The sequence below is a fragment of the Stenotrophomonas sp. YJH_SMC_133 genome (genome assembly GCF_059370655.1).
Map to the genome: position 1 here is coordinate 205909 of NZ_JCAFTW010000001.1, position 18175 is coordinate 224083.

General features: G+C 65.5%; 15 protein-coding genes. 9 read left to right on the forward strand and 6 right to left on the reverse strand.

Annotated elements, in window-relative coordinates; all coding sequences use genetic code 11:
* Window positions 1–346: 346 nt before the first annotated feature.
* Window positions 347–892: a WG repeat-containing protein gene (locus AC5P78_RS00900; RefSeq protein ID WP_012480918.1), complete on the reverse strand. Its 546-nt coding sequence runs from the start codon at window positions 890–892 to the stop codon at window positions 347–349.
* Complete coding sequence (locus AC5P78_RS00905; protein ID WP_005410519.1) at window positions 889–2595, reverse strand: alkaline phosphatase; 1707 nt, start codon at window positions 2593–2595, stop codon at window positions 889–891. The genes AC5P78_RS00900 and AC5P78_RS00905 overlap by 4 nt, the downstream gene beginning before the upstream one ends.
* 153 nt (window positions 2596–2748) lie before the next feature.
* On the opposite strand from AC5P78_RS00905, the gene AC5P78_RS00910 reads away from it, so the two are divergent.
* On the forward strand, window positions 2749–4083 hold the full coding sequence (locus tag AC5P78_RS00910) for a dicarboxylate/amino acid:cation symporter (RefSeq protein ID WP_005410518.1): 1335 nt from the start codon (window positions 2749–2751) through the stop codon (window positions 4081–4083).
* 226 nt (window positions 4084–4309) lie between these two features.
* Here the strand turns inward: AC5P78_RS00910 and AC5P78_RS00915 are convergent, their stop codons facing one another.
* On the reverse strand, window positions 4310–5083 hold the full coding sequence (locus AC5P78_RS00915) for a C40 family peptidase (RefSeq protein ID WP_005410517.1): 774 nt from the start codon (window positions 5081–5083) through the stop codon (window positions 4310–4312).
* Window positions 5084–5214: 131 nt separating this feature from the next.
* Complete coding sequence (locus AC5P78_RS00920) at window positions 5215–5793, reverse strand: C40 family peptidase (RefSeq protein ID WP_005410516.1); 579 nt, start codon at window positions 5791–5793, stop codon at window positions 5215–5217.
* Between the two features lie 73 nt (window positions 5794–5866).
* On the opposite strand from AC5P78_RS00920, the gene AC5P78_RS00925 reads away from it, so the two are divergent.
* The 7 genes from AC5P78_RS00925 to AC5P78_RS00955 all read left to right on the forward strand — a co-directional run bounded on the left by AC5P78_RS00925 (window position 5867) and on the right by AC5P78_RS00955 (window position 12444).
* Window positions 5867–6349 carry an FKBP-type peptidyl-prolyl cis-trans isomerase gene (locus tag AC5P78_RS00925; protein WP_012480915.1) on the forward strand — a complete coding sequence of 161 codons (483 nt, stop codon included), beginning with the start codon at window positions 5867–5869 and terminating at the stop codon, window positions 6347–6349.
* A 99-nt stretch (window positions 6350–6448) separates the two neighbouring features.
* Window positions 6449–7693, forward strand: coding sequence for a DUF418 domain-containing protein (locus AC5P78_RS00930; RefSeq protein ID WP_329755495.1), 1245 nt, complete (start codon window positions 6449–6451; stop codon window positions 7691–7693).
* A 3-nt stretch (window positions 7694–7696) separates the two neighbouring features.
* Window positions 7697–8947: an NAD(P)/FAD-dependent oxidoreductase gene (locus AC5P78_RS00935; RefSeq protein WP_012480913.1), complete on the forward strand. Its 1251-nt coding sequence runs from the start codon at window positions 7697–7699 to the stop codon at window positions 8945–8947.
* Window positions 8944–10302 (forward strand): glutathione-disulfide reductase, encoded by a 1359-nt coding sequence (gene gorA / locus AC5P78_RS00940; RefSeq protein ID WP_005410512.1) that lies wholly within the window; start codon window positions 8944–8946, stop codon window positions 10300–10302. Before AC5P78_RS00935 ends, gorA begins: the two co-directional genes overlap by 4 nt.
* A 118-nt stretch (window positions 10303–10420) precedes the next feature.
* Entirely contained in the window at window positions 10421–11341 is a 921-nt protein-coding gene (locus tag AC5P78_RS00945; protein WP_414498630.1) for a DMT family transporter, read from the forward strand.
* Window positions 11248–11676, forward strand: coding sequence for an MGMT family protein (locus tag AC5P78_RS00950; protein WP_371105605.1), 429 nt, complete (start codon window positions 11248–11250; stop codon window positions 11674–11676). Before AC5P78_RS00945 ends, AC5P78_RS00950 begins: the two co-directional genes overlap by 94 nt.
* 93 nt (window positions 11677–11769) lie before the next feature.
* Window positions 11770–12444, forward strand: a complete 675-nt coding sequence (locus tag AC5P78_RS00955; protein WP_005410509.1) for a rhomboid family intramembrane serine protease — start codon at window positions 11770–11772, stop codon at window positions 12442–12444.
* A 139-nt stretch (window positions 12445–12583) separates the two neighbouring features.
* On the opposite strand, the gene AC5P78_RS00960 is transcribed toward AC5P78_RS00955, so the two are convergent.
* Window positions 12584–14167 (reverse strand): phytoene desaturase family protein, encoded by a 1584-nt coding sequence (locus AC5P78_RS00960; RefSeq protein WP_062606189.1) that lies wholly within the window; start codon window positions 14165–14167, stop codon window positions 12584–12586.
* 76 nt (window positions 14168–14243) lie between these two features.
* Window positions 14244–14738: a VOC family protein gene (locus tag AC5P78_RS00965; RefSeq protein WP_049459374.1), complete on the reverse strand. Its 495-nt coding sequence runs from the start codon at window positions 14736–14738 to the stop codon at window positions 14244–14246.
* Window positions 14739–15056: 318 nt separating this feature from the next.
* On the opposite strand from AC5P78_RS00965, the gene AC5P78_RS00970 reads away from it, so the two are divergent.
* A complete protein-coding gene (locus AC5P78_RS00970; protein WP_049459373.1) occupies window positions 15057–18080 on the forward strand; it encodes a TonB-dependent receptor in 3024 nt (1007 codons plus the stop codon).
* Window positions 18081–18175 lie beyond the last annotated feature (95 nt).

Consider the following 18175-nt stretch of genomic DNA (forward strand, 5'->3'; position numbering starts at 1 on the left):
GACCCACCCCGCCTTCGACAGTTTCCTGCGAACTGTCGGGTTGCTCATGGGGTCAGATCCGTTTTCCTGCGGAAAACGGATCTGACCCCGGATTCAATTCGATATCTGACAGATACGATCCACGCAAAGCGTGGATGGTCCAACCGTCACCGGAAAACTGTCGGGGGTGGGGCGGTGTGGGTGGGCAGGACCGTTGGCGCCATGGATGGCGCCATCGAGCCCCCAGGGATGGGTTTACGGCGTGTCCTGCCCACCCACACCGCCCCACCCAACTCACAGGAAACCAGAGCCGCTTTTGATCTTGCTTTGGCGTCTGCAGGTGCAGGGCGCAGCCCTGCCAAAAACCCTACTTCACCCGACGACCCGAACGGTCGATGCGGAACCACTCTCCGCCTTCCATCGGCGTGTGGCCATCGGCATCCGGCGTACCACGACGGCAACCATTGCAGACCTCGGCCACGCCGTCCTGGAACGGCCATGCGAAATCGAAGGTGCCGGGCACCACCTGGCGGAACGTCAGGTCGAAGTAGCCCACGCGGTTGCCGACGCGGGCGCGCAGCAGGCCTTCCTGCGGCGTTTCCGGGCCGTTGTCCCAGGTCAGCACCGGCAGGCTGCGGCCCTTGCGGTCGACGTAGTGGAAACCCTGGTCGGCGTACACCACTGCCAGGCCGTGGTCGTCGTAATTCAGGTCCTTCAGCGTGTCGGCGCTGATCTTCGGCCGGTGATCGATCACCTCGCAGTTGGGCAGTGGCCACAACCCGTGTTCGTCGGTCAGCAGCTTGCATGCCGGTGCCTGTGCCGCTGCAGTGGCGCTGACCAGCACGCCAAGCAGGGCCAGCGACCGCGCGAAGCGGCCGCTGGCAGCGTCAGGGCGGGCCTGCCGTGCGATCACTTGGCCTCGGCCTTGCGCTCGAACGCGGTCGGTGCCGGCAGCTGCACCGGCACGCCCTTGTCATCGCAGGTGCCGGCCTGGCACAGGCGCTCGCGCAGGGCCGGGGTGGCCTGCACGATCATGTGATAGATCGCGTTCTGTTCCAGCGTGCCGCGGATCGCCTTGCTGCCCGGGCCGCGTGCCCAGATGCCGACGTCCTCGCCACCGTGCGATTCGGACTTCATCGGCACCAGTGCTTCCTGCATGTAGTCCGGATGCTCGGTGTCGACCTCGCGCAGATTCGGGCGGCCGTTGGCCGGTTCGAAGCTGCTCGGGTTGTGCGGGTAACGCTTCGGGCCGGCCGGCTGCTGGTTGCTGCTGCCGGTGTGGCCCGGGCCGTTGGCGTAGCTCAGCGTGGTGTACGGCTGGCCGGTGCCGTCCAGCGCGTAGTCCAGCTTGCCGGCGCCGTCTTCGCCGCCCTTGTCCTTCACCTTGCCCAGGATCGGGTTGCCACGTGCCGGGTAGCCGACGAAGTTCAGCGTGTGCGAGTGGTCGGCGGTGACGATGATCAGGGTGTCGTCGGCGGAGGTCAGTTCGTTGGCCACGCGCACTGCGTCGGACAGGGCCACGGTCTCGGTCAGTGCACGGTAGGCATTGCCGCTGTGGTTGGCGTGATCGATGCGCGCGCCTTCGATCATCAGCACGTAGCCTTCCTGGTGCTTGGCCAGATTCTTGATCGCTGCGGCCGTCAGTTCGGCCAGGCTCGGCTCGCCGCCCGGATCCTGCGGGCGCTCGTACTCGTAGCGCATGTGGTCCGGCTCAAACAGGCCAAGGATGGCCGGTGCGTTGGCGGCGGCGGCCAGCTGCTTGCTGTTCCACACGTAGGCACCCTGCGGGTGCGCCTGCTGCCATTCCTGCACCAGGCTGCGGCCATCCAGGCGCTGGCCGACCTTGTCGTCGTATTCCGGATCGCGCTCTTCCACGGTGGTGAATTCACCGCGGCCGCCACCGAGGGCGACCAGGGGGCCGCGGCCATAGCGTGAGGTCGACAGCAGTTGCTGGGCGATGTCCTTGCAGCCGGCCGCCTTGGCCGCTTCGGTCAGGTCGGTGTCGTTTTCCCAGTTGCGCTCGGGCGAGTGCGCGTAGGTGGCGGCCGGGGTGGCATGGGTCAGGCGCGCGGTGGAGACCACGCCGGTAGCCAGACCGGCGCTGTCGGCCAGCTGCAGCCAGGTCAGCAGGCCCTTGGACAGGCTGTCGGCACAGTCGGTGCGGCTGCCGGCGCTGACGCCGATCGCACCCATGTGGGTCTTCACGCCGGTGGTGATGGCGGTCATGGTGCCGGCCGAATCGGGCGTCTGCGAATCGGTGTTGTAGGTCTTGCTGAATGCCGTGGCCGGGAAGCGCTCCCAGGACAACAGGTTCTCTTCACCGGAGCCACCCTTCTGCTGGCCCTCGTAGATGCGCGAGGCGGCCACGGTGGTCAAGCTCATGCCGTCGCCGAGGAACAGGATGACGTTCTTGGCCTTGCCGGACATCGCACCGTTGGCGGCGGCCTGGGCGGCGCCACTGCGGTACCACCACTGCGGGGTCTCGCCGGCCGGGTGGGCGACGGGGTCGACGGCGACCTTGAGGCTGGCCGGGGCAGTGGCGGGGGTGGTGCTGGCGCAGGCGCCCAGCAGCAGGGTGGTGGCGCAGGCGGCCAACAGGGAGACGGAACGGCGCATGGACGCTGGGATCTCACAAACTGTAACGGGACGTTCATTATGCCCGCCCTCGCAAGGCACGCCGATGACACACTGATTTGCCGGTCGGGCGGTCGTTCCCCAGCCGTTGATGGGCTATCGTGCCAGCATCCCTTCCTTCCCTCTGGATTGCCTATGAAGCTGGTCTCTGCCTGGCTGCGGATTCCATTCTGGCAGCGCGTGGTCGGTGGCTTCGTGCTCGGCGCGCTGGCCGGCTGGGCGCTCGGCCCGGCCGCGGAAACGTGGTTCGGCCCGCTTGGCGAGCTGTACGTCACCCTGATCAAGATGATCGCCGTGCCGCTGGTGTTCTTCGCGGTCATCAATGCGATCTCCTCGCTGCACGGCCAGAAGTCGGTTGCCGCGCTCAGTGGCCGCACCTTCCTGTGGTTCGTGATCACTGCTGCGTTGGCGGTGTGCGTCGGACTGGGCGTGGGCACCGTGCTGCAGCCCGGCGCCGGTGGCCTGCAGCTGACGATGGCCAGCAATTACGTGCCGCGCGAAGTGCCCAGTGTGGTGCAGGTGCTGCTGGACGTGGTACCGGCCAATGTCTTCTATGCGCTGTCTGGTATCGGCACAAAGGTCAACGCGGCCGGCGAAACCGTGCTGGCCGCCGGCCGTGGCTCGATCCTGCCGGTGATCTTCTTCGCTGGCCTGGTCGGCTTCGCCATCGTCAAGCTCGGCGAGAAGGTGACCGAGGCGCGCAAGCTGGTCGGCCAGATGAGCGACATCATGATCCAGGTGACCCGCTTCGTGCTGGAAGTCACCCCGATCGGCACCTTTGGCCTGATCGCCGGCCTGGTCGGCAGCTACGGGTTCGAGAAGCTGCTGCCGCTGGGGCATTTCGTGCTGGCCCTGTACGTGGCCTGCGCCCTGCACATCGTGGTGGTCTACAGCGCACTGCTGTTGGCGCACGGACTGAACCCGCTGAAGTTCTTCCGTGGTGCGGCGCCGGGCATGCAGGTTGCGTTCGTCAGCTCTTCCAGCTTCGCGGCGATGCCGGTGGCACTGCGTTCGATCACCCACAACCTGGGCGTGAACAAGGATTACGGTTCGTTTGCGGTGCCGCTGGGCGCCAGCATCAAGATGGACGGCTGCGGTGCCATCTACCCGGCGCTGTGCGCGGTGTTCATCGCGCAGTACAGCGGTGTGCCGCTGACCCCTGAACAGTACGTGGTGGTGCTGATTGCTTCGGTGCTGGGCAGCTTCGGTACGGCCGGTGTTCCGGGTACCGCGGTGATCATGGCTACGGTGGTGCTGAGCGCGGCCAACCTGCCGTTGGAGACGATCGGCTACCTGTATGCCATCGACCGCATCCTCGACATGATGCGCACGATGACGAACGTGACCGGCCAGATGCTGGTGCCGGTGATCGTGGCCAAGGAAACCGGGCTGCTCGACCAGGCGGTGTATGACAATCCGTCCAGCAATGTGGGTGTGGACGACCCCGATCCGACGCCGCCACGCGGCTGAGGTTGCGTGGAGATGAAAGGCCCGCCCTGAACGGCGGGCTTTTTGTCTGGGAGCTGGCTGGCGCGGTGGCGGTCAAGCCGGGCCTGGTAGATCCACGCCACGCGTGGATGGAGGCGGTGCCGACCAAGATCGGCAGCTACCCACCATTGCGCGGGCTTAACAAAAAAGCCGCTGCAGGGCAGCGGCTTTCTCGTGTCAGGCGGCGTGGTAGCGCCAACCGGCCAGATCAGAGATCGACCCGGCGGGCCTGCATGAACTTGTTGCCCCAGTAGCCGCTGAGCAGGGTGTCCACGCGCACGTCCTTGCCCGAGCTCGGTGCGTGCAGGAAGCGGCCATCACCCACATAGATGCCGACGTGATCGACGCGGCCCTTGCGGCCGAAGAACACCAGGTCACCGGCGGCCAGCGCGGTGCGGTCGTTGATCAGTTCGGCGTTGTCGTCATGTGCCATTTCGCGCGAGACGCGCGGCAGCTCAATGCCCAGGGCCGAGCGGAACACGTAGCCGACCAGACCACTGCAGTCGAAGCCGCTGTCCGGGTTGCTGCCGCCCCAACGGTATGGGGTGCCCAGCAGGGTCATCGCGCGACGCAGCAGCGACTGCACCTTGCCATTGTCGGCCGCGGTGCCGACAACGCTGCCATTGGCAGCGCTGCTGGTGTCGTAGTTGGCGAGGAGGCGGCTGAGGTCACCGGCCACCACGGCCGAGCGGTCCATCAGCGGAATGGTGTCGTTGGCGGCCAGGTGAGGCAGCAGGGCGGCCAGGGTAGCGCTGGCGGCGGCGTCGACGCGGCTGCGTTGCGGAGCGGCAGCCTCGGCCTTGGCGGCCGGTCGGGCGGTGCTCTCGGCCACCGGGGCCGGGCTCACATCGGAACGGTTCGGAGCAGTCTGCGACCAGGCCGGAAGGCTGGTCAGACACAGTGCCAGGCCAAGCAACAGCGGGCGGGCACTACGTGAAGATACGGAAGTCTGGCCTTCGCTTTTCAGGTCGTCAGTCGTCACGCGTCGGTCACAGGAAAAAAACGATGGGGCATCATGCCCTGTAAAAGCGCGGATAAGTTAAAAATTCCGTTAGTAATTCGTTATTTGCAGGGTGATGTTCGTCACAGGTTTGAACATATCGCCTGTTCATTTTAGCGAAGGACGCGTTTCGCCCCTGTGTAGTGGTCCTTCCAGTAGGGACCGCTGAGCGAGTCGAGGCGCACGGTGCCGCCGGTGCTCGGTGCATGCACGAAACGCCCTTCACCGACATAGATACCGACATGGGTGACGCTGCCGCGGCTGCCAAAGAACACCAGGTCGCCGGTGGCCAGGCGCTGCGGATCGATTTTCGGACCCTGTACCGCCGCCAGGTCGCGCGAGGTGCGCGGCAGTTTCAGGTCCAGCATCTCGCGATAGACATAGGCCACCAGGCCGCTGCAGTCGAAGCCGGAATCCGGGGTGTTGCCGCCATAGCGGTAGGGGGTGCCGACCAGGCTGATGGCACGCATCAGCACCGAGTTGGCCGCCTCGGGGTTGTCCGGCACGGTCTTCGGCCAGTTCGCGGTCGGCGGGGGCGGAGCGGGGCGGGTGGCCTTGCCGCCGCCGCAGGCGGTCATCAGCACGGGCAGGGCCAGCAGCAGGGCCGGGGCGAGGAGCCGGCGCAGGCCGGACGAAACTGGCGTGATGTGCATGTTCTCCGGATAATGCGCCACCTTGGGATTGGCCGTCATGATGGCGGCGTCCCCGCCGGGCGACAACCCGCCCCAACCCGCCTGCCTCCGGCAGATCCAGACAGAGTTGCGCATGAAGATCGAAAAAGACCGCGTTGTCCGCTTCCACTACACCGTTTCCGAAGTCGGCCAGGAGCCGATCGAATCGTCCAAGGACCGCGGCGAGCCGCTGGCGATCCTGATCGGCCACGGCAACATCATCCCGGGCCTGGAAAACGCCATGATGGACAAGGAAGCCGGCGCGACCTTCAGCGTTGACGTCAACGCAGCCGATGCCTACGGCGAGCGCCGCGAGGGCCTGTCCCAGCGCGTGCCGAAGAAGCATTTCGGCAACACCAAGCTGGCTCCGGGCCAGCAGGTCGTGCTGCAGACCAACTTCGGCCCGCGTGCGGTGACCGTGCAGAAGGTCGGCATGAGCGTCGTCGACGTCGACCTGAACCATCCGATGGCTGGCAAGGACCTGCACTTCGACGTGGAAATCGTCGATGTGCGCGAAGCCGGCAAGGAAGAGATCGACCACGGCCACGTCCACGGCGACGGCGGTCACCACCACTGATCGCAGCGCGATCATGATGGCAGCAACGGCCCGCTTCGGCGGGCCATTGCGTTTCTGGAACACGGCGCGGCCATCCATGGCACGCGGGCCGGCGGCATAATGGCGGACCTGCCCGACGGACGCCCCGTGAACGCCGCTTCTCCTTCCCTGCAGCCGGTGGCTTCCGGCGAACGCATCGCCGTGCTGGACGTGCTGCGCGGTGCTGCGCTGCTGGGCATCCTGCTGATGAACATCGAGGCCTTCAGCGGACCGCTGGACCTGGCCTTCACCGGCATCGACGTGCATTGGCAGGGTATCGACTACTGGGCCGATGCCTTTGTCTACGTATTCGTGCAGGGGAAGTTCTTCACCCTGTTCTCGTTGCTCTTCGGCGCCGGCTTCGCGGTGATGGCGCAGCGCGCCGAGGCGGCCGGGCGTGACTTCACCCCGTTCTACCTGCGCCGCAGCGCTGGCCTGCTGCTGATCGGCCTGTGCCACGCGCTGCTGGTCTGGTCCGGCGACATCCTGGTGATGTACGCGTTGGTCTCGTTGCCGTTGCTGGCCTGCCGCGAGGCGCCGCGCAGCTGGCTGCCGTGGATGGGTGTAACGGTCTATCTCGGCGGTGTGGCGATGATGCTGCTGGTCGGCGCGATGGTGTCGATGGCTTCGGCGGAGGACGTGCGGAAGATGCTCACCGACGCGCAGCAGAGCATCGATCTGCAGCGCCTGGTGTACGGGCAGGGCAGCTGGATGCAGGCCAATGCGCAGCGGCTGAGCGAGTTCGGCACGTCGATGGGGGCGATGCTGATCACCGGCCCGGAAGTGCTGGGCATGTTCCTGATCGGCAGCTGGTTTGCCGGCAGCGGCGCGCTGGCCACGCCGGATCGCTTCCCGCGGCTGTATGCGGTGTTGCGTTGGGGGGCGCTGCCCTTCGGCCTGCTGGTCACGCTGCTGGGTGTTGCCTGGAAGCCGTATCTGGCGCCGGGCGCTTACGATCTGCCGGTTACGGCGGCGATGGCGTTGGTGACGATCGGCGGCCTGCCGATGTGCCTGGGTTACCTGGCCTGGATCGTACACTGCCGCGCGCGGCTGGGCTGGCTGGCGCCGGTCGGGCGCATGGCGTTGACCCATTACCTCGGCCAGTCGCTGCTGTGCACCTGGCTGTTCTACCACTACGGCCTGGGCGCGTTCGAAACGATGCCACGCAGCGTGCAGTTGATGTTCGCGCTGCTGCTGTTCACCGTGCAGGTGGGCATCTCGCACGTATGGCTGCGCCGCTTCCGCTTTGGGCCGATGGAATGGCTGTGGCGCGCGATGACCTATCGGCAGTGGCCGCAGATGCGGCGCGAGGCCGGCCAGGGCTGATCGATGCAGGGCGCGCGCGAGGATGTGATCGTGGTCGGCGCCGGTGCCATTGGACTGGCTGCCGCACTCGCGCTGCGTGCACAGGGCCGGCAGGTACGCGTGATCGACCGTGGGCGTGTCGGCGGCGCGACTTCGCATGGCAACTGCGGCACCATCACCCCCAGCCACGCGCCACCGCTGGCAGCGCCCGGCGTGCCGTTGCGCGCGCTGCGCTGGATGCTCGATCCGCGTGCGCCGCTGTACGTGCGTACACGCCTGGACCCAGCATTGTGGCGCTGGCTGCTGCAGTTCGGGGCGCGCTGCAACGCACGCGACTGGCTGCACGCCACGCGGGCACGCGGCGCATTGTTGAATGATTCACGGCTGCGCCTGGCGCAGTGGGTGCAGACGCATGCGCTGGACTGCGAGTTCGAGGCGCGCGGTCTGGACTATGTGTTCGGTGACGCCCGCAATTTCGATCACCACGCTGCCGAGTGTGAGGCGCTGAACGCACAGGGCATTGCCTCGGCGCGCATCGATGGCACCGACTACGCGCGCGACAATCCGGCGTTCCATGATCGCCTTGCCGGTGCGATCCACTTCCCCGGCGATGCCCAGCTGCGTCCGGACCGCTACACCGCCGAACTGGCGCGCGTGCTGCGCGCACAGGGCGTGGTGATCGAAGAACAGTCGGACGTGGAGGTTTTCAGCGCCGACGCGCAGGGTGTGCGCGTGCGTGCCGGTGAACGCATGCTGCAGGCGCGCGAGCTGGTGCTGGCGACCGGGCCGTGGTCACCGCGCTGGGCGCGGCAACTGGATCTGCGCGTGCCGATCCAACCCGGCAAGGGCTACTCGCTGACCTGGTCACGACCGGCGCAGGTGCCGCAGCGTCCAGTCGTGCTGAAGGACCATTCCGTGTTCGTGATCGCCTGGCGCGAAGCGCTGCGGCTGGGCGGCACCATGGAATTCGCCGGTGCCGATCCGCAGCTGCGCACGACCCGCCTGCAGGCCTTGCAGCAGGCCGCCGACCACTACCTGCGCGCGCCACGTGGTGCGCGGCTGCAGGAGCAGTGGTGCGGGTGGCGCCCCATGAGCGTGGACGACGTGCCGTTGATCGGCCGCGCGCCCGCGCATCCTCACGTCTGGCTTGCAGCGGGGCATGGCATGCTCGGCATCAGCATGAGCGCCGGCACCGGCCAGCTGATCGCCGATCTCGTCTGCGGCCGCACGCCGGCGATCGATCCTGCCCCTTACCGACCCGAGCGATTCCGATGAGCACTGCACCCTATGATTACGACCTGATCGTCCTTGGCGGTGGTTCCGCCGGCCTGGCTGGCGCGATCCGCGCCGCGCAGCACGGCAAGCGCGTGGCGCTGCTGGAGCCTGGTGAACTGGGCGGGACCTGCGTCAACGTCGGCTGCGTGCCGAAGAAGGCCATGTGGCTGGCGGCCGACCTGCACGAGCGCATCGGCCTGGCCAGTGCGATGGGTTTCGATGTCAAGGCACGCCCGGCATTGTCGTGGAAGGAGCTGGTGATCCATCGCCAGGCCTACATCAGCAACATCCACACCAGCTACCACAAGCGCCTGGACGAAACCGGCGTGGTGCGCATTCCGGCGCGCGGTCATCTGCTCGATGCGCATACCGTGGCCTGCAGCGATGGCGTGCGTTACAGCGCTGAACACATCCTGATCGCCACCGGCGCGCACCCGCTGCGGCCTGACATCCCCGGTGCCGAACTGGGCCTGGTCTCCGATGATTTCTTCGATCTGCGCGCGGCACCGGCCGAGGTGGCGATCATCGGTGGCGGTTACATCGCGGTGGAGCTGGCCGGCCTGCTGCAGGCACTGGGCAGCAAGGTGAGCCTGCTGGTGCGTGGCCAGCGGCTGCTGGATCGCTTCGATTACGAGCTGACCGATCAGCTGGCCGAGAACCTGAAGCAGCAGGGCGTGCGCATCCATTTCGGCTATCGCCTGCGCGAACTGCAGCGCGATGGCGAACGCGTACGTGCATTCGGCCATGATGGCCCGCTCGACAGCGTGTTCGACGCGGTGTTCTTTGCCACCGGCCGCCGTGGCAACAGCCGCGATCTGGGCCTGGAAGCGCTCGGCATCGGTATCGGCGAACACCAGCAGGTGCAGGTGGACGAATGGCAGACCACGTGTGTGCCGAGCGTGCACGCGGTGGGCGACATCGCTGGCAAGGTCGGCCTGACCCCGGTGGCGGTGGCCGCTTCGCGGCGGCTGATGGACCGCCTGTTCGGTGGCCGCCCGCAGTCGAAGATGGATTACGAGAACGTGGCCAGCGTGGTGTTCTCGCATCCACCGCTGGGCGCGGTGGGCATGAGCGAAGAAGAGGCGCGCGCGCGGTTCGATCAGGTGAGCGTCTACCACAGCCGTTTCCGTCCGATGCTGCAGGGGCTGGCCAATGGCACCCAGCGCAGCCTGTTCAAGATGGTCTGTGCTGGTCCGGAAGAACGGGTGGTGGGCATCCACCTGCTGGGCGAAGCGGCCGACGAGATCCTGCAGGGGTTTGCGGTGGCGGTGAAGATGGGCGCGACCAAGGCCCAGTTCGACGACACCGTGGCGATCCACCCGACCTCGGCCGAGGAAGTCGTGCTGATGCGCTGAGCTGGACGGTTTTAGAGCCGAGCGCAGGCTCGGCTCTCCAGGTCACCAGGCGCACCCATGCGACAATGGACGCCCTTACGCCTTCCCTGGCCGCCCCGTGCGGCCCGCCGTCGTCCTGATGTCCAGCCCCGCTTCCCGTATCGCCACCGCTTCCCCACGCATCGCGCTGGGAGGCATCGGCCTGGCCGCCATCGGCGCCATCGCCGCCTCCGGCAAGGCCATCATCGTCAAGCTCGGACTGCGTCACGGCGTGGATGCCACCACGCTGCTCGCCCTGCGCATGCTGATGGCGCTACCGCTGTTCGTACTGATGGCACTGTGGGCCGCGCACCGGGCCGAGCCGCTGACCTGGGCCGACCGTGCCCGCGTTTTGTGGCTGGGCTTCACCGGCTACTACCTGTCCAGTCTGCTCGACTTCCAGGGCCTGCAGTACATCAGCGTGACCCTTGAGCGCCTGATTCTTTACTTGAACCCGACCCTGGTGCTGCTGATCAACGTGCTGCTGACGCGCCAGCGGCCGGGTCGGTGGCAGATCGGCGCGCTGGTGCTGAGTTACCTCGGCGTGCTGCTCGCCTTCGGCCACGATCTGCAGCGCGAGGGCGGGCAGATCATCGTCGGCAGCCTGCTGGTACTGGGCAGTGCGCTCAGCTACGCGCTGTACCTGTTCGGCAGTGGGCAGGTAGTCGCACGCATCGGCGCGGTGCGGTTGACCGCCTATGCCAGCTGCGTGGCCAGCGTGCTGGTGCTGCTGCATTTCGCGGTGACCCATCCGCTGCCGTTGCTGTGGCAGGCACCGGCGCCAGTGCAATGGCTGTCGCTGGTCAATGCCACCGTGTGCACGGTGCTGCCGGTGCTGGCGATCATGCTGGCGGTGCAGCGCGTGGGTTCGTCGCTGGCCGCGCAGGTCGGTATGCTGGGCCCTGTTTCCACCATCGTGATGAGCCTATGGCTGCTCGACGAACCGATGGGGCCGGCGCAGATCGCCGGCACCGTGCTGGTGCTGATCGGCGTTCTGCTGGTGACCCGCCTGCGGCGCTGACGCCGGAGCAGGCGCGTGCGCGCATCCTGGCGGTGATCCGCGCGATCCCCGTGGGGCAGGTGATGGGCTACGGCCAGGTGGCGATGCGCGCGGGCCTGCCCGGGCGTGCACGCCTGACCGCGCGCATCCTGGGCCAGAACGACGACCCGGACCTGCCCTGGCACCGCGTGCTGCGCTCGGATGGGCGCATCGCCATGGAAGAAGGGTCGGCCGGATGGCGCGAGCAGTCACAGCGGTTGCGCGCGGAGGGCGTGGTGGTGGAGAACGGCCGGGTGCGGATGCCGGCGGCTGATCCGGCAGCGGCACTGGATGCCGCTGTGTGGGGCCCGGGCTGAGCACCGCTGGCGACTGAACAGGCCGGACCTGAGGGCCGCCAACAAGACACGGTGCTGCGGCTATGATGGAGGCCGTTCCATGCCGGTACTCCCATGTTCCCGCGACTGCCAACCGTCACCAAGGCCCTGCTGATCGCCAATGCGATCCTGTTCCTGCTGCAGCAGCCGTTCCTGCTCGGCATGCAGACCTTCGAGCCGTTCATGCTGCAACCGCTGCAGCAGGGCTTCGATGCGTTCTCGCCGGGCGGCAACTTCCAGCCGTGGCAGCTGCTGACCTATGGCTTCCTGCATGGCAGCTTCGGCCACCTGTTCTTCAACATGCTGGCGGTCTTCATGTTCGGCGCGCCGCTGGAGCAGACCTGGGGCGAGAAGCGCTTCCTGCTGTATTACCTGGTGTGCGTGGCTGGTGCAGGCGTCTGCCAGCTGCTGGTGGGCACGCTGCTGGAAAACCCGGCGACGGTGCTGGGCGCCTCCGGTGGCGTGTTTGGCCTGCTGCTGGCCTACGGCATGCTGTTTCCCAACCAGCGGGTGATGCTGCTGTTCCCGCCGATCCCGATGAAGGCGCGGACCTTCGTGATCCTGTTCGGCGTGGGCGAACTGGTGCTGGGCATGACCGGCTGGCAGCCGGGCGTGGCCCATTTCGCGCACCTGGGCGGCATGCTGTTCGGCTGGTTGCTGATCCGTTACTGGCGCGGGCAGCCGCCGTTCAACAAGCGCCGCCCGCCCGGCCCACCGAAGCGCCCGAACCATCTGCGCAGCGTCAAATGATCCGAAGGATCATTTGACGCCGTAGGTGCCGACCGTTGGTCGGCACACCTTTTCCCACGCGGGTAGGTGCCAACCTTGGTTGGCACGCTTTGAATGGGATCACTTGACGCCCAGGTGCCGACCGTTGGTCGGCACACCGCTACAGGTCCCGCAGCACCACCTGCGCCGCATTGTGCCCCGGTGCACCGGTAACACCACCGCCGGGATGGGTACCCGACCCACACAGATACAGGCCGGGAAGGGCGCCGCGATAGCCGGCCTGGCCGACCATCGGCCGCGCCGAGAACAACTGGTTGGCGCTCAGTGCGCCGTGGAAGATGTCGCCGCCGACCAGGCCGAAGGTGCGTTCCAGATCGAGCGGGGACAGCACCTGACGACCGAGCACGCTGTCAGCGAAGCCGGGCGCATAGCGTTCAACGGTAGCGATCATCAGGTCGGCTACCGTCTCGCGGTGGTCATCCCAGTGACGCCCATCAGGAAGTACCGGCGCCACATGCTGGCAGAACAGGCTGGCCACATGCTGCCCGGGCGGTGCCAGTGAATCGTCCAGCGTACTGGGTATCAGCATTTCCACGATCGGTTCGCGCGACCAACCGTCGCGGCGCGCATCCAGCCAGGCGCGATCCATGTAGTCCAGGCTGGGTGCCATGATGATGCCGGCGCTGAGGTGATCGCCCGGACCGGGCAGGGCGCGGAACTCCGGCAGCCGCGACAGCGCCACGTTCATCCGGAAGGTGCCGGAACCGCAGCGCCAGTTCGTCATGCGTTCGCGTGTGGCAGCCGGTACCTGCGCCGGCTCCAGCAGCTGTTCGTACAGCAGCTTCGGATTGACGTTGGCGACCACCGCGCGTGCACGCAGGGTTTCGCCGTTGGCCAGTTCCACCCCCACGGTGCGGCCCTGTTCGGTCAGTATCCGTCGCACGCCGGCATCCACGCGCAGTTCGGCCCCGGCCTCGCGCGCGGCGCTGGCGATGGCCTGGCTGATCGCGCCCATGCCACCCATCGCATGGCCCCATGCACCCTTCACGCCATTGCACTGGCCGAACACGTGATGCAGCAACACGTAGGCGCTGCCCGGTGTGTATGGACTGGCATAGTTGCCGACGATGCCATCGAAGCCGAACAGCGCCTTGATCGGCTCGCTCTCGAACCAGCGGTCCAGGTATTCCGCCGCCGACAGAGTGAACAGGTCCAGCAGCTCCTGCCGCAGCGGTGCATCCAGCGCCGCCAGTTCGCGGCCGAGCTTCCCCATCTGCCAAAGTGCGGGCAGGCCGCGCCAGCCGCCGGCGACGCCGATGTCCGGTGGCGCGCGGAGAGCCCACGCGCGCAGTACATCGGCGAAGATCTCCAGGCGTGCTTCGTACGCTGGCAGGCGCTGTGCATCCCGAGCGGAGAATCCAGCGACTTCGGCCTGGGTGCGGCCAGGTGCCGACAACAGGTAGCGGTCGTCGGGCAATGGCAGGAAGTTGTTGGCCGGGCGCGTGACAATGCGCAGCCCATGCGCATGCAGTTGCAGGTCTTCGATCACCTTCGGTTGCAACAGCGACACCGTGTACGACGCCACCGAGTTGCGGAAGCCGGGATGGAACTCCTCGGTGACCGCCGCTCCGCCGAGCACGCCGCGCCGTTCAAGGACCAGCACGTTCTTTCCGGCCTTCGCCAGATAGGCCGCACAGACCAGACCGTTGTGGCCACCCCCGATGATGATTGCATCCCAGGACATCAGCACCTCTGAAAAAAGGGACGGAGGGGATTAAGTCGCAATTGGCACGGGACCAGCGGCGATGGGAAGAAACGACTTAATCCCCTCCGTCCCCTTCTTTTATTGCCGCTTCGATGGTGGCGATGTCGATCTTCTTCATCGGCATCATCGCGTTGAAGGCGCGCTTGGCCAGTGCCTTGTCCTTGCTGGTCACCGCTTCGATGAGCATGCGCGGGCTGATCTGCCAGGAGATGCCCCAGCGATCCTTGCACCAGCCGCATTGGCTCTCCTGGCCACCGTTGCCGACGATCGCATTCCACAGGCGGTCGGTCTCGGCCTGGTCCTCGGTCTGGATCTGGAAGGAGAACGCTTCGCTGTGCTTGAACGCGCTGCCGCCGTTGAGGCCGACGCAGGGAATGCCGCAGACGGTGAATTCGACGGTCAGCACGTTGCCTTCCTTGCCATCCGGGTAGTCGCCCGGCGCGTGATGCACGGCGGTGACCGCGCTGTCGGGCAGGAGGCTGGCATAGAAGGTGGCGGCCTCGAGCGCGCCGTTGTCGTACCAGACACAGATGGTGTTCTTGTGTGCCATGTCGGGGCTCCGCGATGGACGAAGCCGCAGCGATAGCACGCCGGGTGTTAAGCCGGGATGGGTATCACGGTGAGCGGAGACTGGGGGGGCGGTAACGGGTGGAGCGGGCTGCAAGCGGCTGATTAATAAACAAAACTTGAACAAAGTTCATGTTTGTATCAAAACTTTTCTTTCAATTTCAATTGGTTATTTTTGTTCAGCTGCCATTGCAAATTAAGAATTGATGAAATTAATATTTGGTTCAGCTACATGGGGCTGTCGCTTCCGTGCAGCAATTCTGCAACTGCAGCCTGATCTTCACCGAATCAAGGAAACTCCATGACCAGCAGCAAGCACGTCGCAAGGTTGAAGCGCACCGCCTTGGCGGTCGTCCTGACTTCTTTCATCGGCGCCGCAGCCGCGCAGAGCACGACCGGTTCGTTGTACGGCAGTGCGCCTGCCGGCACGACCATCGTCGTGCAGAGCGATACGGGCCTGAAACGCTCGGCGACCGTCGACAGCAATGGCCGCTACAACCTCGGCTCGTTGCCGGTGGGCAAGTACACCATCATCCAGCAGCGTGACGGCCGGACCGTCGATCAGCGCGAGAATGTTCTGCTGAAGGTCGGCGTTGGCACCGAGGTATCGTTTGCCGGTGGCAGCAGTGCCGCCACCACGCTGGAGGCCGTGAACGTCGTCGCGGCGAATGTGCCGAAGATCGATGTCACCAATACGGTGTCCAAGTCGGTCATTACGTCCGAGCAACTGGATGTGTTGCCACTGGGGCGCAGCGCCGAAGCCATCGCATTGCTCGCGCCAGGTGTTGTCGCAGGCAGTGGCGCGTTCAGCAATGGCTCGCGTTCGGTGCTGTCTTTCGGTGGTTCCAGTGTTACTGAGAATGCCTACTATCTGAATGGCTTCCTGGCCAACAATCCGCTCAGCAACCTGGGTGGTATCAGCCTGCCCTATGGGTCGATCGACCAGCAGGAAACGTTCATGGGCGGCTACGGAGCGGGATACGGGCGCTCCACCGGTGGTGTGATTAACCAGCTCGGCAAGCGCGGCACCAATGAATGGCATTTCGGCGTGCAGGCCACCTGGGCCCCGGACTCGCTGTCGGCTTCTGCGGCCACTGTCATCTATCCCAATCGCCAGCTGCCAGATGGATACAGCTACACCGATGACTCGTTGCCTGGTTCGCTCTATCGCTATCGCAAGGACGATGTCGCCACGCGTACCACCTACAGTGGCTATGCCAGTGGCCCGCTGATCGAGGATCGTCTGTTCATTCACTTGGCTGCGGAAAAGGACCGCACCGAAGGTGTGTCCACGAACAGCTCTGCAGCAACGCAGCAGGTGCGCAACCACTACACCATTGATGCGCCGAAGTTCTATGGAAAGATCGACTGGAACATCAACGATAGCAACACGCTGGAATACACCCGCGTGCAGAACACCGATCGCAACGGTGGCTACTACCGATCGTTCGACTACGAGGACCTGGCCGAAGGTGATCGCACCGGCACGTTCCCGAACACCACGAAGCTCAAGGACGACTTTGACATCTTCAAGTACACCGGCTACCTGAACGATGACCTGACCCTGAGTGCGGTATGGGGTCGCAGCAAGGAGAGCAATCTGGAGTCGAATCCGCTGGATACGGCCAACCCCTATCTCAGCAGCCCGGGCAATCAGGATCCGTCCATTACCGGTGGCCGCCCCATCCGCAACGACCAGTCGGCGCTCTATACCAAGTCGTCAGATGCGGGCAGCAAGACCCGAGGCCTGCGTGTAGACCTGCAGTACCGCATCGGCAACCACGAGCTGACCGGTGGTATCGATAACATGTACTTCCAGGGGCATAACGAAGGTCAGGCGATGACCGGGCCGGGGTATGCCTGGATCTATGGTCGTGTTGATCCGGCCTCGTCGCCGAATCCGGGCTTTGATATCACCCCGCCGGGCGGCAATGGCTACTTCGTGCAGAAGTACATCTTCTCCACGACCACCAGCATGTCGGTCAAGCAGAAGGCCTACTATCTGGAGGACCGCTGGCAGGTCACGCCGAACTGGTTGGTGACCCTCGGCATCCGCAATGACAAGTTCACCAACTACAACAGTGCGGCCAAGCCTTACGTCGACAGCGGTGACCAGTGGGCGCCGCGCCTGGGCGCGAGCTGGGATGTGTTTGGCGATTCGTCGCTGAAGGTGTTCGCCAACCTGGGCCGCTACTACCTGGCGTTGCCCAACAGCGTTGCCATTCGTGGTGCTTCCGCCTCGACGTTCACCCGCGAGTACTTCACCTATAGCGGAATTGATGCCAACGGCAACCCGACCGGGTTGACCGCTCTGGGCCCGGGCCCGGTGTCAGCCAACAATGAATATGGCCAGACCCCTGATCCGTTGTCGATTGCGCCGACCGACCTGAAGTCGCAGTACCAGGACGAGCTGATCCTTGGCTTCGAGAAGACGCTGGGCGAGCGCTGGAGCTCCGGTGCCAAGTTCACCTATCGTCGCCTGCAGACGGCCATCGACGATACCTGTGACTCCGATCGCATCCACGACAAGCTTGCCGCGATGGGCGTCGACGACAGCAATCTCGATGTCCCGGGCTGTGTGATCTTCAATCCGGGCAAGACCAACACCTTCATGATCCGACACGCGGATGGCTCGGGTTACACGCCGGTGCAGATGAGCTCCGCCGACTGGGGTTACGGCAACAAGAAGGCCAAGCGTGACTACATCGCCGTCGATCTGTTCATCGAGCACCCGCTGAGCGACAAGTGGTACGGACGTCTGGATTACACCTGGTCGCGCAGCTTCGGCAATACCGAAGGCCAGGTGAAGTCGGATATCGGCCAGGATGACGTCTCCAAGACCCAGGACTGGGATGCCGCGGCACTGATGGAATACGCCGGTGGCTATCTGGCGAACGACCGCCGTCACCAGCTGAAGGGCTATGGCGCCTATATGTTCAACGACGAGTGGTCGGCGTCGGCCACCCTGCGGATCATGTCGGGGGCGCCGAAGAGCTGCCTGGGCTACTACGGCACCGATGAGAGTGATCCGCTGGGCTACGACGCGGCCTATCACTATTGCGGTGGCAAGCCGTCGCGTCCGGGTGACGCCGGCCGGCAGCCCTGGACGACCCGCCTGGATCTGGGCGTGATGTATCGCCCTTCGTTTGCCGATCACAAGCTGGCTTTCAGCCTGGATGTTTTCAATGTGCTGAACCAGCGTCGCGCCGTGCAGTCTGACGCGGTCTATGAAGATGGCCCCTACACGGTGTCCAACACCTACGGCATGGGTACCTACTTCAGCGCGCCTCGTTCGGTTCGTGTCAGTGCGTCCTACGACTTCTGATCGCAGCACCTGATCGATCTCTCCAGAAAACGACCTGGACCCCGGCCATGCCGGGGTCCCTTTTTTGGGTCGCCAAGCGAAAAAAGGGCGCCCGA

Bases quoted from the DNA above. Each gene is read 5' to 3' on its own strand.
- AC5P78_RS00905 (WP_005410519.1), bottom strand. From the start codon at position 2,595: ATGCGCCGTTCCGTCTCCCTGTTGGCCGCCTGCGCCACCACCCTGCTG.
- AC5P78_RS00910 (WP_005410518.1), top strand. From the start codon at position 2,749: ATGAAGCTGGTCTCTGCCTGGCTGCGGATTCCATTCTGGCAGCGCGTG.
- AC5P78_RS00920 (WP_005410516.1), bottom strand. From the start codon at position 5,793: ATGACGGCCAATCCCAAGGTGGCGCATTATCCGGAGAACATGCACATC.
- AC5P78_RS00925 (WP_012480915.1), top strand. From the start codon at position 5,867: ATGAAGATCGAAAAAGACCGCGTTGTCCGCTTCCACTACACCGTTTCC.
- AC5P78_RS00930 (WP_329755495.1), top strand. From the start codon at position 6,449: ATGGCGGACCTGCCCGACGGACGCCCCGTGAACGCCGCTTCTCCTTCC.
- AC5P78_RS00935 (WP_012480913.1), top strand. From the start codon at position 7,697: ATGCAGGGCGCGCGCGAGGATGTGATCGTGGTCGGCGCCGGTGCCATT.
- gorA (WP_005410512.1), top strand. From the start codon at position 8,944: ATGAGCACTGCACCCTATGATTACGACCTGATCGTCCTTGGCGGTGGT.
- AC5P78_RS00945 (WP_414498630.1), top strand. From the start codon at position 10,421: ATGTCCAGCCCCGCTTCCCGTATCGCCACCGCTTCCCCACGCATCGCG.
- AC5P78_RS00950 (WP_371105605.1), top strand. From the start codon at position 11,248: ATGGCTGCTCGACGAACCGATGGGGCCGGCGCAGATCGCCGGCACCGT.
- AC5P78_RS00955 (WP_005410509.1), top strand. From the start codon at position 11,770: ATGTTCCCGCGACTGCCAACCGTCACCAAGGCCCTGCTGATCGCCAAT.
- AC5P78_RS00960 (WP_062606189.1), bottom strand. From the start codon at position 14,167: ATGTCCTGGGATGCAATCATCATCGGGGGTGGCCACAACGGTCTGGTC.
- AC5P78_RS00965 (WP_049459374.1), bottom strand. From the start codon at position 14,738: ATGGCACACAAGAACACCATCTGTGTCTGGTACGACAACGGCGCGCTC.
- AC5P78_RS00970 (WP_049459373.1), top strand. From the start codon at position 15,057: ATGACCAGCAGCAAGCACGTCGCAAGGTTGAAGCGCACCGCCTTGGCG.